Source organism: Blastococcus sp. SYSU DS0539 (assembly GCF_054050855.1).
The window spans coordinates 72,243-86,616 of record NZ_JBJHAF010000015.1 but is presented as its reverse complement, the minus strand read 5'-3'; the positions used below and the strand labels follow the sequence as shown (position 1 = coordinate 86,616).

The 14,374-nt window shown below is 74.8% G+C and carries 19 protein-coding genes and 1 tRNA gene; 16 read left to right on the top strand and 4 right to left on the bottom strand.

Annotated features, from left to right (window positions below; all coding sequences use genetic code 11):
• Positions 1-44 precede the first annotated feature (44 nt).
• Together ACI790_RS17490 and ACI790_RS17485 are read left to right on the top strand one after the other, a co-directional pair.
• Positions 45-118 (top strand) — tRNA-Gly (locus ACI790_RS17490).
• Positions 119-309: 191 nt separating this feature from the next.
• Positions 310-1,935, top strand: a complete 1,626-nt coding sequence (locus ACI790_RS17485; RefSeq protein WP_456571066.1) for a GAF domain-containing protein — start codon at positions 310-312, stop codon at positions 1,933-1,935.
• A 19-nt stretch (positions 1,936-1,954) separates the two neighbouring features.
• Here the strand turns inward: ACI790_RS17485 and ACI790_RS17480 are convergent, their stop codons facing one another.
• The 4 genes from ACI790_RS17480 to ACI790_RS17465 form a co-directional block, all read right to left on the bottom strand.
• Positions 1,955-2,599, bottom strand: coding sequence for a response regulator transcription factor (locus tag ACI790_RS17480; RefSeq protein WP_456571065.1), 645 nt, complete (start codon positions 2,597-2,599; stop codon positions 1,955-1,957).
• A gap of 72 nt (positions 2,600-2,671) precedes the next feature.
• Positions 2,672-3,700, bottom strand: coding sequence for a type III polyketide synthase (locus tag ACI790_RS17475; protein WP_456571064.1), 1,029 nt, complete (start codon positions 3,698-3,700; stop codon positions 2,672-2,674).
• Positions 3,701-3,773: 73 nt separating this feature from the next.
• Positions 3,774-4,481, bottom strand: coding sequence for a methyltransferase domain-containing protein (locus ACI790_RS17470; RefSeq protein WP_456571063.1), 708 nt, complete (start codon positions 4,479-4,481; stop codon positions 3,774-3,776).
• Positions 4,482-4,488: 7 nt separating this feature from the next.
• Positions 4,489-4,830 carry a DUF3140 domain-containing protein gene (locus ACI790_RS17465; protein ID WP_456571062.1) on the bottom strand — a complete coding sequence of 114 codons (342 nt, stop codon included), beginning with the start codon at positions 4,828-4,830 and terminating at the stop codon, positions 4,489-4,491.
• Between the two features lie 100 nt (positions 4,831-4,930).
• On the opposite strand from ACI790_RS17465, the gene ACI790_RS17460 reads away from it, so the two are divergent.
• The 14 genes from ACI790_RS17460 (at position 4,931) to ACI790_RS17395 (ending at position 14,372) form a co-directional block, all read left to right on the top strand.
• Positions 4,931-5,854, top strand: a complete 924-nt coding sequence (locus ACI790_RS17460; RefSeq protein WP_456571061.1) for a ribokinase — start codon at positions 4,931-4,933, stop codon at positions 5,852-5,854.
• Positions 5,855-5,919: 65 nt separating this feature from the next.
• Positions 5,920-6,075, top strand: coding sequence for a hypothetical protein (locus ACI790_RS17455; protein WP_456571060.1), 156 nt, complete (start codon positions 5,920-5,922; stop codon positions 6,073-6,075).
• A 252-nt stretch (positions 6,076-6,327) separates the two neighbouring features.
• Positions 6,328-7,113, top strand: a complete 786-nt coding sequence (locus tag ACI790_RS17450; protein WP_456571059.1) for a metal ABC transporter ATP-binding protein — start codon at positions 6,328-6,330, stop codon at positions 7,111-7,113.
• Positions 7,110-7,994: a metal ABC transporter permease gene (locus ACI790_RS17445; RefSeq protein ID WP_456571058.1), complete on the top strand. Its 885-nt coding sequence runs from the start codon at positions 7,110-7,112 to the stop codon at positions 7,992-7,994. The genes ACI790_RS17450 and ACI790_RS17445 overlap by 4 nt, the downstream gene beginning before the upstream one ends.
• An 81-nt stretch (positions 7,995-8,075) precedes the next feature.
• Entirely contained in the window at positions 8,076-8,210 is a 135-nt protein-coding gene (locus tag ACI790_RS17440) for a hypothetical protein (RefSeq protein WP_456571057.1), read from the top strand.
• A gap of 162 nt (positions 8,211-8,372) precedes the next feature.
• Positions 8,373-8,999 carry a TetR/AcrR family transcriptional regulator gene (locus tag ACI790_RS17435; RefSeq protein WP_456571056.1) on the top strand — a complete coding sequence of 209 codons (627 nt, stop codon included), beginning with the start codon at positions 8,373-8,375 and terminating at the stop codon, positions 8,997-8,999.
• Positions 9,000-9,014: 15 nt separating this feature from the next.
• Complete coding sequence (locus ACI790_RS17430; protein ID WP_456571055.1) at positions 9,015-9,440, top strand: hypothetical protein; 426 nt, start codon at positions 9,015-9,017, stop codon at positions 9,438-9,440.
• A 78-nt stretch (positions 9,441-9,518) separates the two neighbouring features.
• The gene (locus ACI790_RS17425; protein WP_456571054.1) at positions 9,519-9,689 is read left to right on the top strand and encodes a hypothetical protein; all 171 of its coding nucleotides are present in this window, start codon (positions 9,519-9,521) and stop codon (positions 9,687-9,689) included.
• Complete coding sequence (locus ACI790_RS17420) at positions 9,686-10,054, top strand: LapA family protein (protein ID WP_456571053.1); 369 nt, start codon at positions 9,686-9,688, stop codon at positions 10,052-10,054. The genes ACI790_RS17425 and ACI790_RS17420 overlap by 4 nt, the downstream gene beginning before the upstream one ends.
• 196 nt (positions 10,055-10,250) lie before the next feature.
• Positions 10,251-12,095 (top strand): acyl-CoA dehydrogenase, encoded by a 1,845-nt coding sequence (locus ACI790_RS17415; protein WP_456571052.1) that lies wholly within the window; start codon positions 10,251-10,253, stop codon positions 12,093-12,095.
• Between the two features lie 110 nt (positions 12,096-12,205).
• A complete protein-coding gene (locus ACI790_RS17410) occupies positions 12,206-12,457 on the top strand; it encodes a hypothetical protein (protein WP_456571051.1) in 252 nt (83 codons plus the stop codon).
• Positions 12,454-12,603: a hypothetical protein gene (locus ACI790_RS17405; protein ID WP_456571050.1), complete on the top strand. Its 150-nt coding sequence runs from the start codon at positions 12,454-12,456 to the stop codon at positions 12,601-12,603. The genes ACI790_RS17410 and ACI790_RS17405 overlap by 4 nt, the downstream gene beginning before the upstream one ends.
• A gap of 24 nt (positions 12,604-12,627) precedes the next feature.
• Positions 12,628-13,542 carry a 3-methyladenine DNA glycosylase gene (locus ACI790_RS17400; protein WP_456571049.1) on the top strand — a complete coding sequence of 305 codons (915 nt, stop codon included), beginning with the start codon at positions 12,628-12,630 and terminating at the stop codon, positions 13,540-13,542.
• The gene (locus tag ACI790_RS17395; protein ID WP_456571048.1) at positions 13,539-14,372 is read left to right on the top strand and encodes a tyrosine-protein phosphatase; all 834 of its coding nucleotides are present in this window, start codon (positions 13,539-13,541) and stop codon (positions 14,370-14,372) included. The genes ACI790_RS17400 and ACI790_RS17395 overlap by 4 nt, the downstream gene beginning before the upstream one ends.
• Positions 14,373-14,374 lie beyond the last annotated feature (2 nt).

Sequence of the window (14,374 nt, the reverse complement as noted above, 5' to 3'; positions counted from 1 at the left end):
GGCTGTCGCTGCGGGGAGGCGGCAAGGTAGTCTTGTCGCCGTTCGCGGGTGTAGTTCAATGGTAGAACATCAGCTTCCCAAGCTGACAGTGCGAGTTCGATTCTCGTCACCCGCTCCACGACGTCCCGAGGCCCCGGTCGATCCGACCGGGGCCTCGTCGCGTCCGGGGGGCGGTGCCCGATCCGGTGCCGGGTCTTTGGTCCCTATTGGGACGACCACGTTTCGCACCACGATGGGCTCAGCGCTTCCCCCGCCGGCGTCGTCGCTCCTGCGGTCGGGCCGTGCCCCCGCCCGACCTCCGGAGCCGCGATGACCGACGACGCCACGGCGCTCACCGCCGCGCTGCGCGCCGCCGCCTCCGGCGGGCAACTGGAGGCGACCCTGCGGGAGATCGTCGAGGCGGCGGTCCGGCACGTCGACGCGAGCTACGGCGCCCTCGGTGTGCTCACCTCCGACGGCAGCGGGCTGGACCGGTTCGTCACCGTGGGGATGAGCACCGACGACCACGAGCGGATCGGCCGCTCCCCGGCCGGTACGGGCATCCTCGGCCTGCTGGTGGAGCAGCCCACGCCGCTGCGGCTGGCCGATCTGGGGCAGCACCCGGCGTCCGTGGGCATCCCGCCCGGGCACCCGCCGATGCAGTCCTTCCTGGGCGTGCCGGTCCGGGTCCGCGACTCCGTGTTCGGCAACCTCTACCTCACCGAGAAGCGCACCGGAACCGCCTTCACCGAGGCCGACCTCGAGGTGGCACAGGGGCTGGCCGCGGTGGCGGGGCTGGCGATCGAGAACGCCCGGCTGCTGGAACGCGCCGAGAAGCGTCGCGCGTGGTCCCAGGCGGGCACCGAGATCGGGACGGCCCTGCTCTCGGGCGTGCCGGCCGACGAGGTGCTGCAGGCCGCCGCCGCCCGCGTCGCCGAGCTGTCGGACGCGGACGCCGTCGGGCTGCTGGTGCCCGTGCCCGGCGATGCGGAGACCCTCACCATCACAGCCGCCGTCGGCCCGGCCGCCGAGGACGCCCATGATCTGCTGATCCCGCTGGCCGACACCCACCTGGGAGCGGCGCACCGGTCGGGCCGGCCGCAGCTGGTCGACGACGCCGCGACCCCGCCGTCCAGGACGACGCGCGCCAAGGTCATCGACGCGATCACCCACCGGTACGGCCCGGCGCTGTTCCTCCCCCTCGGCGGGCCCTTCCCGACGAGCACGCTCGTCGCCCTGCGGACCCGCGGCCGACCACCCTTCGACCCCGAGGTGCTGGAGCCGGCCGCGGCGTTCGCCACCCAGGCGACCGTGGCGATGGAGCTGGTGCGCAGCCAGCAGCGCGAGCAGCGGCTGCAGGTCCAGGCCGACCGCGAGCGGATCGCGCGCGACCTGCACGACCACGTGGTCCAGCGGATCTTCGCCACCGCGCTGGCGCTGGACCGCCTCGGCCGCTCGCTGGAGGAGTCCGCGCCCCAGGCCGCCGAGCACATCGCCCAGCGCGTCGACGAGCTCGACGGCACGATCGCCCGCATCCGCGCCTCCATCTTCGAGCTGCACGTGGCGCAGGACTCCTCGGCGGCGGCCGTCCGGCAGCGGCTGGCCGAGGTGGTGCGGTCGGTCACCGACGGGCACGGGCTGCGCCCGGACCTGCGGGTGCGCAGCGAGGTGGAGGACCTGCCCGCGGAGCTGGCCGGCGACCTGACGGCGGTCGTCCGGGAACTGGTCACCAACGTCGTGCGGCACGCCGGCGCGACCCGGGTGACGGTGGAGGTCGCGCTCACCGACGCCGTCTGCGTCGTCGTCACCGACGACGGCCGCGGGCTGCCGGCGGTGACCGTGCGCAGCGGCCTGGCGAACCTGGCCGACCGCGCCGAACGGCGGGGTGGCCGGATGACGGTGACGGCGGGGCCCTCCGGGACCGAGATCCAGTGGTCGGTGCCGCTGCCGGGCTGACCCGCGCGCCACCCCCGGATCAGCGGCCCGGGGGGCGGGGATCGCGCAGCTCGGTGGCGAGGATCGCGGCCTGGGTGCGGCGCTCCAGCCCCAGCTTGGCCAGCAGGTGGCTGGTGTAGTTCTTCACGGTCTTCTCGGCCAGCCCCATGCGCTCGCCGATCTGCCGGTTGGTCAGCCCCTCCCCGATCAGCCGCAGGACGATGCGCTCCTGGTCGGTGAGGGCGGCCAGCCGGTCCCGGCCGGGCCGGGCCGGGGGCGGCGGACCGTCGGGCAGGACGGTGCCGCCCGCGGCCACGGTGCGCACCGCGGACACCAGCGCGGAGCCGCGCACCTGCTTGAGCAGGAACCCGGCCGCCCCGGCCCGCACCGCGTCGTCGCGCGCGGTCCGGTCGGCGTAGCTGGTGAGGACCAGGCAGCGCAGCCCGGGAACGCGGCCGCGCAGCTCCCGGCAGAGCGAGGCGCCGTCGCCGTCGGGCAGCCGCATGTCCAGGACGGCGACGTCGGGACGCACCGCCGGCACCCGCGCCAGGGCCTCGGCGACCGTGCCGGCCTCCCCGACGACGGCGAGGGCCGGATCGTCCTCCAGCACCTCGGCCACGCCGCGGCGGACCACCTCGTGGTCGTCGACGAGGAAGACCCGCACGCGCGCGGGGGACGGCTCCACGGATTCCCTCCCCCCACCGCGGCGTCGCGGTTAGGGCGGAGAGTAGGACCGGCCGCGCCGGTCCGACAGGGGTCAGGCCGGCAGCAGCAGCGCCGCGTACAGCGTCAGGCCCGGGCCGAAGGCCATCGCCACGATGGGCCCGTCGACGTCGGCGAGCTCCTGCAGCACCAGCAGGACGGTGGCCGAGGAGCAGTTGCCGTGCTCGGCGAGCACCCGGCGGGAGGCGCCCACCTGCTCCTCGCGCAGCCCCAGCTCGTCGCGGACCACGTCGATGATCCGCGGGCCGCCGGGGTGCACGGCCCAGCCGGCGACGTCCTCGGCCCGCAGGCCCGCCTCGGTCAGCAGCTCGTCGACGACGTCGCCGACGTGCCGCGACAGCACGTCGGGGACCCGTGGGGACAGCCCCATGCGGAAGCCGAGGTCGGTGACGTCCCAGGTCATGTGGTCGGCGGTGGAGGCATCGGTGCGCGCGACGATGCCGGCCAGCCGGTGCCCGCGGGCGGCGCCGGGCTCGACGACGACGGCCGCGGCGGCGTCGGAGAACAGCGCGTGCGCGACCACCTGCTCGAGGTCGGCCTGGGCCGGCTGCACGTGCAGGCTGGTCAGCTCGCAGCACAGCAGCACCGCCGGCCGCGACCGGGCGGTGACGAAGTCGCCGACGGCCGCCAGCCCCGGGATCGCCGCGTAGCAGCCCATGTGCCCGACGAGCAGCCGCTGCAGGCCCGCCGGCATGCCGAGGTCGCTGGCCAGCCGGATGTCGAGGCCCGGGGTGGCGTAGCCGGTGCAGGTGGCGACGGCGAAGAGCCCGACGTCGCCCGGAGCCAGACCGGCGGCGTCCAGCGCACCGGCGACGGCCTGCTTGCCCAGCGGGAGGGCCTCCTGGATGTACCGGGCCATCCGCGCGCCGGTGCCCCAGCCGCTGAGGTCCTCGTCCATCGGGTTGGCCACCGCGTGGCGCCGGCGGACGCCCGCGCCCAGGAAGATCCGGCGGGCCGCGCGCACGCCCTCGTAGTGCTGGGCGAAGAAGCCCTCCCAGGCGTCCTCCTGGTCGAGCGTGGTGGGCAGCGCGGCACCGGCCCCGGTGAGCACGGCCGCGGTCACGGGCGCGACTCCTCGGCGGAGCTGCTCGAGATCATGCGCTCGACGGTACGTGCGCGACCGCGCCGTCGCCCGCTCACCGCTTCCGCCCGTACCCGGCGAAGACGACCGCCGTGGACCGGATCGGCTTCATCCGGACACCGCCCCGGCGGCCCAGGCGCCAGGCGACCGCGTCGCGGAGCGAGGGCCGCAGGCCGACCAGGCGCAGGTCCAGCCCCAGCCGGTCGGCCGCGGCCAGCAGCCGTTCGCGGTCCACGAACAGCTCCGGGTCGTGGATGCCGGGCGGCGGGCCGCCGGGCAGCCGCTCGGCGACGGTCACGGTGAGGAAGCGGCCGATGCGGGTGTCGGCGAGCGTGTCGATCACCAGCACGCCCCCGGGCCGCAGCAGGCGCGCGCACTCGGCGAGCACCGCGACGTCGTCCTCGACGTGCTCGAGGATCTCGCCGGCGACGACGACGTCGGCGCAGCCGTCGGCCAGGGGTACGGCGAGCACGGACCCGCGCACCGGCAGGACGCCGTGGCTACGCGCCGTCCGCAGGCCCTCGAGCCCGAGGTCGACGCCGACGTGCCGGTAACCCAGGCGGGCCACGTGGGGCGCCATGAGCCCGCCGCCGCAGGCGAGGTCGACCAGCAGCGCGTCGGGCGCGGCCGCGGGCGGGATGTGCTCGGCCCGCGAGGCCGCCAGCCAGTGCAGGGCCGCGAAGCCGCCGGAGGGCTCCCACCACTGGTCGACGAGGTCCTCGTACTGGGCGGGGTCGTTGCGCGGCCGGACGGAATCTCGCACGGGTGGCCTAGCCCTTCTTCATCGGGTCGTGTCCCCAGTTCATCAGGGAATGCCGCCACCGGGAGGTCTCGACGTCCTCCTGGGCCGGCCGCTGGGCCAGGTGGCGGGCCACGTAGCCGTGGACCTTCCGCATGTGGGCGGGGTCGTCGTCGGTGAGGTCGTCCTCCTTCGTCCGCAGCAGCTCGACGATGCGCCGGCCCGAGGCGTGGCCGGTGGACTCCTCGTCGCCGTCCTTCTGACCGACGGCCTGCGACTCCTCGGTCGCCAGCCACTCCGCCAGCTCGCCGGCGGTCATGTTCACCGCCGCCTGGAACTCGCGCCGGACGTCGTCGGGTTCCTCGGTGGTCATCGGTCCTCCGCTCGGTCGTCGTCCCCCCGTACCGCGGCGCCGCTCGGGGGAAACCGCGTCTGGTACTGCTGGTGCGTCGTCCCGCACTCCGGAGGTCCCCGTGTCCGTCACCGTCGTCGGCAGCCTGAACGAGGACGTGCTGGTGGCCGTCGACCGGTTGCCCGGCCGCGGGGAGACGGTGGTGGCCCGGTCCGCCACCCTGGCGCCCGGCGGGAAGGGCGCCAACCAGGCCGCGGCCGCCGGCCTGCTGGGGCCCGGGGTGCACATGGTCGGGCGGGTGGGGGACGACCCGGCCGGCGACCGGCAGCTGGCCGCGCTGGCCGGCTCCCGGGTGAACGTCAGCCGGGTGCTGCGCACGACCGGCACGCCGACCGGTACCGCGACCATCCCGGTCGAGGAGGCCGGCGGGGAGAACCTGATCGTCGTGGTCCCCGGGGCCAACGCCGAGCTGACGCCGGCCGACGTCGACACGCCCTCGGTGCGCTCGGCGCGGGTGGTGCTGCTCCAGCTGGAAGTGCCGCTGCCGACCGTCGAGGCGGTGGCGCGGGCAGCCACCGGCACGGTGGTGCTCACCCCGGCGCCGCCGCGGCCGCTGCCGGCCGCGCTGCTGGAGCGGGTGGACGTCCTGCTGCCCAACGAGCACGAGCTGGTGCAACTGGCCGGCGCGGAGCCGGGCGAGCGTTCCCCCGCCGAGCTGGTGGACCTCGCGCGCCGGCTGACCGCGGGGGCGGTCGTGGTCACCCTGGGCGCCCGCGGCGCCCTCGTCGTGCCCGGCGACGGGCCGGCGCTGCTGCAGGCGCCGCCGCCGGTCACCGCCGTCGACACCACCGGCGCGGGGGACTGCTTCGCCGGCGCCCTCGGGCAGGCGCTGGCCGCCGGAGCCGGGCTGGCCGACGCCGTGCGGCAGGCCGTCACCGCCGCGGCGCTGTCCACGACCGGCCCCGGAGCGCGCGGCGCACTGCCCGACGACGACGCCGTGCGGCGGCTGCTCCCACGCGTCCCCGCCGCCACCCCGGTCGGCTGACCAGCGGTTCGCCCGCCGGAGGACCGGGCACAGGTTCCCCGACCCGATCCCCGAGGAGGAGCCCGATGAGCGAACCCCAGCGCACGCCGCACAGCGCCGAGCGCGCCGAGGGCGACCCGGCCGGCGAGGAGACCGGCAGCGGCCGCACCCCGCATCCGGAGGAGCCGGCCGAGGGCCGCACCGACGCGACGGGCGGCGGCGCCGACACACCCGACGTCTGACCGCGGCGCCGGGCCGGCTCGCGGGCGCGCACCCGCGTGCCGGGCCGGTGCACGCGTCGGCCATACTTGCGAGTGACAATCATTGTCAGTCGTAGGAGTGCCCGTGCCGGTCCGTCGTCCACCCGCCGGCGTCCCCACGGGCGCCACCGCCGGACCGGCAGCCTCCCCGGGCGCGGAATCCTGCGCTGCGGGGAGGGGTTCCTCCCTCGCGTGGCAGCCCTCCCGGCGCAGCGACGCGCTCCCGATCGCACCGTGAGCCGCCCCGCCGCCCTGGTCCTCGACGACGTCAGCGTCGCCCGCGGGGGTCGCACCGTGTGGTCCGACGGCACGCTCACCGTGGCGGCCGGCGCCGTCGTCGGCGTGATCGGCCCCAACGGGGCCGGCAAGACCACCCTCTTCCAGGTGGCGCTGGGCCTGCTGCCCGTGGCCGGCGGCCGGGTCGAGGTGCTCGGCGCCCCGCCGCGCCGCGGGAACCGCCGCATCGGTTACGTGCCGCAGAACTACACCGCCGCTCTCGGCGACGCGATCCGCTGCCGGGACCTGGTCACCCTGGGCCTGACCGGCAACCGCTTCGGCCTGCGCCGCACGTCGGCCGAGGAGCGGGCGCGGGTGGACTCCGCGCTCGAGCGGGTGGGCGCCACCGGCTTCGCGGAGCGGCGCATGTCGGAGATCTCCGGCGGCCAGCAGCAGCGGGTGGCCATCGCGCAGGCCATCGTCGACGACGCCGAACTGCTGCTGCTCGACGAGCCGCTGGCGAACCTCGACCTGCGCAACCAGCAGGAGGTGGTGCAGCTGCTCGGCGAGCTGCACCGGGAGCGGGACGTGACGGTGATGGTCGTCGCCCACGACCTCAACCCCCTGCTCCCCGTGCTCACCGAGGCGATCTACCTGCTGGACGGCCACCCGCACCACGACCCGATCACCGACGTGGTGCAGGAGGAGCTGCTCACGCACCTCTACGGCACCCCGGTGGGCGTCGTGCGGACCGCCCAGGGCGACCTGTTCACCCGCGCCGCGTGGCGGGACCCCCAGCGATGACCGGCGCCTTCGCCGCCGTGGAGTTCCAGTCGAACTGGCTGCAGGTGCTGCAGGCGCCCTTCATGCAGAACGCGATGATCGGCGGCTCGCTGGTCGCCGTCGCCGCGGGGCTGCTGGGCTACTTCGTCATCACCCGGCAGAACGCCTTCGCCGCGCACGCGCTGGCCCACATCGGCTTCCCCGGCGCAACGGGGGCGATCCTCGTCGGGGCGCCCGTCACCCTCGGCCTGGCCGTCTTCTGCCTCGGCGGCGGGCTGCTCATCGGCCTGCTCGGGCGCCGGGTCGCCGACCGGGAGATGGCCACGGGCACGATCCTGGCGCTGGCGACGGCGCTGGGCGTGCTGTTCGCCTCCCTGGCCAGCGCGAACGCCAGCACGACGACGGCGGTGCTGTTCGGCAACCTGCTGGCCATCACCGGCGACCAGCTCACCGTCTACGCGGCGTTCACCGCGCTCGTCGTGCTGGTGCTGGCCGTCATCGCCCGCCCGCTGGTGTTCGCCTCGGTGGACCCCGCCGTGGCCGAGGCGCGCGGCGTCCCCGTCCGGGCGCTCGGCCTGGCCTTCGTCGTCCTGCTGGCGCTGACCATCACGATGGCCGTGCAGGTGGTCGGCACGCTGCTGCTGTTCGCGCTCGTGGTGACGCCGGCCGCGACGGCGCTGCGCCTCACCGCCCGGCCGGCGCGCGTGGCGGCGCTCTCCGTCGCCCTCGCGCTCGGCTCGGTCTGGGGCGGGCTGGTGCTGGCGGCGATGGTGAACCTGCCGCCGAGCTTCTTCATCGTGGGGCTGGCCGTGCTGGCCTGGGTGGTCGTCCTGGTCGCCACCGGCCCACGCGCCGCCCGGCGGGTGAACCGGCCACTGCCCGACACCCATCACGCGCACTGAGCCCGGCACGGTGACGCGTCTCTCAGCCCCGTTCGGGGACGCGCCGGTTTCCGCCGCCTCCGGTAGGGCACGCTGCAGCGCATGGAGGACAACGCCCAGACCCCCCGGACCACCCACGAGTCGCCCAGCACGTCCCGCGACGAGTCCACGGCCGAGAGCGCCGCGCGCGCCGTCGCCCGCCTGCTGGCCAACCCGCGCCGCACCCGCCGGGACTGACCCCGGCCGGCCCCGGGGAGCGGGCTCAGTGACGCTGCGTGGTCACATGAACACCAACACTCCCCGGCGCCACGCCCAGCCCGGGCGCCTCTCGTCACCCAGAGCGATCACCGTCGGCGTGCCGCGAACTGCTCCGTCACGTCCTGGTGCACCATCGCTGACGTGACCGCCGCCCTGCCCCTCGCCGCCGCCGACGACTTCTCGGCACCGGTCCGCCGCAGCCGCGCCGAGCGGCAGGCGATCGTCCTGGACACCGCCGAGCGCCTGTTCGCCGGGCGCAGCTCGCGCAGCGTCGGCATGGACGAGCTGGTGCGCGAGACCGGCCTGGGCAAGATGACGGTCTACCGGCTCTTCAAGAGCAAGGACGACCTCGTCGGGGCCTACCTGACCCGCAAGGCGGCCACCGTGCTGGCCTTCATCGACGCCGAGCTGGACCGGCTGGACGGCGATCCGCGCGCCGCGCTGCTGTCCGTCGTCGACGCCGTCGAGCGGGACGTCACCCGCAGCGGGTTCCGCGGCTGCCCCTTCACCAACGTGAGCAGCGAGTACGACGACCCGCAGCACCCCGCCCGCAGCGCCGCCGCCGACTACAAGTTCGAGCTGCACAGCCGGCTGGAGCGCCTGGCCGACGAGATCGTCCCCGGCGGCGGTGAGGACCTCGCCGCGCAGATCCACCTGATCATCGACGGCATGTACCTCTCCGGTGGCCTGCTGGGCCCCGACGGCCCCGCCGCCCACGGCCGGCAGCTGGCCGAGCGGCTGATCGAGATCGCGGTCGCCCAAGGCTGACCGCAGGATGGGCGGGTGAGCACCGACCGCACCAGGCCCGACCTCGACGACACGACGGTGGAGGCGCTCGGCAAGCTGTCCGAGGCCCTCGAGACCGTCGACCAGGCGCGCGGCTTCCTGTACGCGTTCCACCAGCTGACCGGCAAGGCCGACCGGCTGCTGCAGGAGTCCGTCGAGCTGTTCGAGCAGGCCGGCGCCGGCCGGCTGGCCGAGGACATCGGCCGCGACCTCGTCGGCCGCAACGTCATCGCCGACCGGTGGACCTTCCAGATCGTCGAGGACTTCGACGAGAACTACTGGGGCACCTTCCGGGCCTACGACGCCCGCGCGCGCGACGAGTTGTCCGGCGGGGACCGGCACGTCCACGAGGCGCGGATGAAGCAGCGGGAGCGCACCTCCGGCCATCCGGCGCACGAGGCCGGGCCGGCGCTGCGGGACTGACCCCCGGCGGGCCCACCGCAGGCGTCCGGCGTGATCACGGCCGGTTTCCGGCACCCCGGGGACGGGCACACCCAGCCCATGACCATGCCGGATGAGAACAACGCCGGATCCGAGCGGAAGGCCCAGCCGCTCGGCGCCCAGAAGGCGCCCGGCGAGGACCGCGACTCCCTGGGTGCCACGGAGGGCCCGGCCGACGGCATCGCCGGCCCGGCCTACCCGCCCGCCGACACCGAACCGGACGCGCAGTGAGCGCCCCGGATCCGCACCGGTCCGGTACGGCCGGCGACCCGCTCAGCGTGGGCCTGTGGAACCGCTCGACCGAACCCGCCGGCGGCGGGTCGGCCGCACCGCCGCCGCAGGAGCAGCAGGCCCCGCCGAAGGAGCGGCACACCGGCCGCGCGATCGGCCGGACACTCGCGCTGGCGCTGCTGATCTTCGTCACCGTCGTCCTGGTCCTGTTCATCGTCTTCAACGGCCAGACGGTGCAGATCAGCCTCGTCTTCGGTGACGTGCAGGCGCCGCTGGTGGTCGCGCTGCTGATCGCCGCGGGGCTCGGCGGCCTGCTCGTGTGGCTGGCGAGCATCGTGCTCCGGGCCCGGCGCCGCCGCCGCTGACCCGGCCGGGCGGTGGCTCCCGCTCTCCGGCACGGCTCCGCCGGGACGCACGGCCCTCTTCGGACGTGCGCCCCGGCTCACTCCGAGTGGGCGTGCCGGCTCAAGACCTTGCTCCTTCCTACCGACCAGTAATACGTTTGTTACTGGCGAGTAGGCGTTCGCCGTCCATCGGCACGGAGCAACGGAGCAACGGCACATGAGCCACTACACCGCGAACCTGCGGGACCTCGAGTTCAACCTCTTCGAGTTCCTCGACACCAAGGACCGCTTCGGCACCGGGCCGTTCGCGCAGATGGACGCCGACACCGCGCGCGGCGTGCTGGCCGAGATCCGGAAGCTGGCCGAGGGGCCGATCGCCGCGTCCTTCACCGACGCCGACCGCAACCCGCCGGTGTTCGACCCGGCCACGAACTCGGTGACCCTGCCCGAGTCGTTCAAGAGGTCGGTCGAGGCGCTCGACGCCGGCGAGTGGTACCGGCTGGACCTCTCCGAGGAGCTCGGCGGCTTCGGCGCCCCCGCCGTCCTGACCTGGGGCGCGTTCGAGATGGTGCTCGGCGCCAACCCCGCCGTCTTCATGTACGGCTCCGGCCCGTCCTTCGCGCAGACGCTGTTCGAGCTGGGCACCGAGGACCAGAAGAAGCTGGCCCGGCTGATGATCGACAAGGGCTGGGGCGCCACGATGGTGCTCACCGAGCCCGACGCCGGCTCCGACGTGGGCGCCGGCCGCACGAAGGCGGTGCAGCAGCCCGACGGCTCGTGGCACATCTCCGGCGTGAAGCGGTTCATCACCTCGGCCGAGCACGACCTCAGCGACAACATCGTCCACCTGGTGCTGGCCCGTCCCGAGGGCGCGAAGGCCGGCACCAAGGGCCTGTCGCTCTTCGTCGTCCCCAAGTTCCACGTGGACCTCGAGACCGGTGAGCTCGGCGAGCGCAACGGCGCCTACGTCACGAACGTCGAGAAGAAGATGGGCCTCAAGGTCTCCACCACCTGCGAGGTGACCTTCGGCGACGGCCCGGTGCCGGCCCAGGGCTGGCTGGTCGGTGACGTGCACGACGGCATCGCGCAGATGTTCAAGATCATCGAGTACGCCCGGATGTTCGTCGGCACGAAGGCCATCGCCACGCTGTCGGCCGGCTACCAGGTCGCGCTCGACTACGCCAAGAACCGCATCCAGGGCGCCGACCTGACCGCGACGTCGAAGGACGCCCCGCGGGTGCCCATCACCCGTCACCCCAACGTCCGCCGCTCGCTGATGCTGCAGAAGTCCTACGCCGAGGGCATGCGCGCCCTCTACCTGTACGCGGCCAGCTTCCGCGACCAGGTGACGGCCGCCGAGGCCGAGGGCACCGCCGACAGCGAGGAGGCCACGCTCGCCGAGCGGCTCAACGACCTGCTCCTCCCGATCGTGAAGGGCTTCGGCTCCGAGCGCGCCACCCAGCTGCTCACCCAGGAGTCGCTGCAGACCCTGGGCGGCTCGGGCTTCCTGCAGGACTACCCCATCGAGCAGTACATCCGGGACTCCAAGATCGACACCCTCTACGAGGGCACCACCGCGATCCAGGGCCAGGACTTCTTCTTCCGCAAGATCGTCAAGGACGGCGGCGTCGCGCTGACCTGGTTGGCCGGCCAGATCCAGGCCACGATCGACGCCGAGGCGGGCAACGGCCGGCTCAAGGAGGAGCGCCAGCTGCTGGCGAAGGCGCTGGCCGACGTCCAGGGCATGCTGACGGCGATGTTCGGCCACCTCACGGCGGCCCAGGAGGACATGGCCAACCTGTACAAGGTCGGCCAGAACACCTCCCGCCTGTTGCTGGCGGTCGGCGACCTGGTCACCGCCTGGCTGCTGATCCGCCAGTCGGAGGTCGCGCTGGCCGCGCTGGCCGGCGAGGTCAGCGAGCGGGACCGACTGTTCTACGAGGGCAAGCTCGCGGCCACCCGCTTCTTCGCCACCCAGGTACTGCCGCGGCTGTCCTCCGAGCGGGCCATCGTCGAGGCGACCGACAACGCCCTCATGGAGATCGACGAGGCGGCCTTCTGAGCCTCCTTCGACAGCCGGAGGCCGCCTCCCCCACCGGGAGGCGGCCTCGGCCGTTTCGCGGGGGCTCTCCCGGGCATGGCCGGGAGGACCCTCGACCGAAGGAGGCCGGCATGACCGACCCGCAGGGCAGCGACCGCATCCAGCAGGACGTCCCCACCTCGTCCGCCACCGGCGCCAACAGCGACCTGGGCTCGTCGTTCGACGACGTCCCCCTCACCGCCGACGAGGCGATCGAGCGCGACGCCGCCCAGGGCGACGACCTGCCCGCCCGCGCCGACGGCGACGTCGCCCGTGCCACGCGGGCCGGCGCGTCCGGCGAGGTCCAGGCCCCCACCGAGCGATCCGGAGACGACGGCCGATGACCGAGTCCCAGCCGACCGGCTACCGCGAGTCCCCCGACACCGCCGACGACGGCGCCCCCGCCGACAGCGCGGACGTGACGCTCACGACGGACGAGGACGCCCAGCAAGACGAGTCGGTGGCCCGCCCCGGCAACGAGGCGGACTGAGGGGCCCCACCTACCCTGGACGCCGTGCCGCGCCCGCCCCTGACCGTCCTGGCCGAGGCCGAGTGGCTGCCGCGGGCGGGAGCGCACGCGGCGCGGATGGCCGGCTGGACCGGGCCGCACGCGGAGCGGCGCCGGGCCGGCGTGGCCCACCCGGTGCTGGACTTCCTGTTCACCTACTACTCCGAGACGCCCGGCCGGCTGGCCCGCTGGCACCCCGGGGTGGGGACCGCCCTGGCCGGCCCGGCCGCCCGGGAGCGCCTCGGCTGGCCGTTCCACACCGAGCACGCCGGCGGCGCCGTCGGCCTCGATCCGGACGCCTTCCTCGCCGCCCGCGGAGAGGTCGTGGCCCGGGTCGGGCACCTGCTCCGGTCGACCGCGGGGCGGCCGGCGCAGTTCGGCTGCTTCGGCCTGCACGAGTGGGCGATGGTCTACCGCCCGGACGACGGCGAGGTGCGGCACGGCGGAGTGCCCCTGCGCCTGGGCGTCGAGGGCACCGCCGAGGTCGTGGACCGCCACCGCGTGCAGTGCAGCCACTTCGACGCCTACCGCTTCTTCAGCCGGCGCGGCCGGCCGCTGAACACCCTGCGGCCGACGCGCGCCACCCAGCCGGACCTGGAGCAGCCGGGCTGCCTGCACGCGACGATGGACCTCTACAAGTGGGCCTACAAGCTCTCCCCCGCCGTGCCCGGGGAGCTGCTGGCCGACTGCCTCGCCCTCGCCGTGGACGTCCGCGAGCTCGACATGCGCGCCTCGCCCTACGACCTCCGCGACCACGGGTACGAGCCGGTGGCCATCGAGACGCCCGAGGGCAAGGCGCAGTACGTAACCGCCCAGCGGACGTTCGCCGACCGGGGCGCGGCACTGCGTCGACGGCTGATCTCCGTGTGCGACGGGCTGCTCGCTGACGCCCGGAGCGGGGCCGTACCGTCCCAGGCGTGACCTCTCCGCACACCGGCCGCTGGATCCGGCTCGACGGCACCACCAACATGCGCGACCTCGGCGGGCTGCCGACCACCGACGGCGGGCGCACGGCGGCGGGGCGGATCCTGCGCAGCGACAACCTGCAGACCCTCAGCGACGCCGACGTCCGGCGGCTGGTCTCCGAGATGGGCCTGCGCCAGGTGATCGACCTGCGCACGACGGCGGAGATCCTGCTGGAGGGCCGCGGGCCGCTGCGCGCCGTTCCGGAGGTGACCCACCGGCACTTCACCCTGCTGCCCGAGCGCGGCCACCACACCGACGTGTTCGCGGTCGAGGAGGCCGACGACCGGCCCGAGCTCCCGGCCGGGTGGCTGGAGTCGCTGCTGCCCCGGCAGGTGGCTGCCCACGACGAGGGTGAGCCGCCGGCGGTCCGGTCCTACCTGGGCTACCTCGGCCAGCGGTCGGAGAACGTCGTCGGTGCGCTGCGGGCGCTGAGCCGGGCGACCGACGGCGCGTCGGTGGTGCACTGCGCGGCCGGCAAGGACCGCACCGGCGTGGTCTGCGCCTTCGCCCTGGCGGTCGCAGGCGTGCCGCACGAGGAGATCGTGGCCGACTACGCGCTGACGGCGGAGATCATCGATGCGCTGGTGGCCAAGCTGGCCGCCTCGCCGACGTACGCCGAGGACATGGTCACCCGCGACGTCGCCAGCCACACCCCGCGGGCGGAGACGATGGACCGGGTGCTGACCCTGCTCGACGAGCGGTACGGCGGCCCCGCCGGCTGGCTCGACGCGCACGGCTTCGGTGCCGGCGAGCAGGCCGCGCTGCGCGGCCGGCTACGGGACTGACG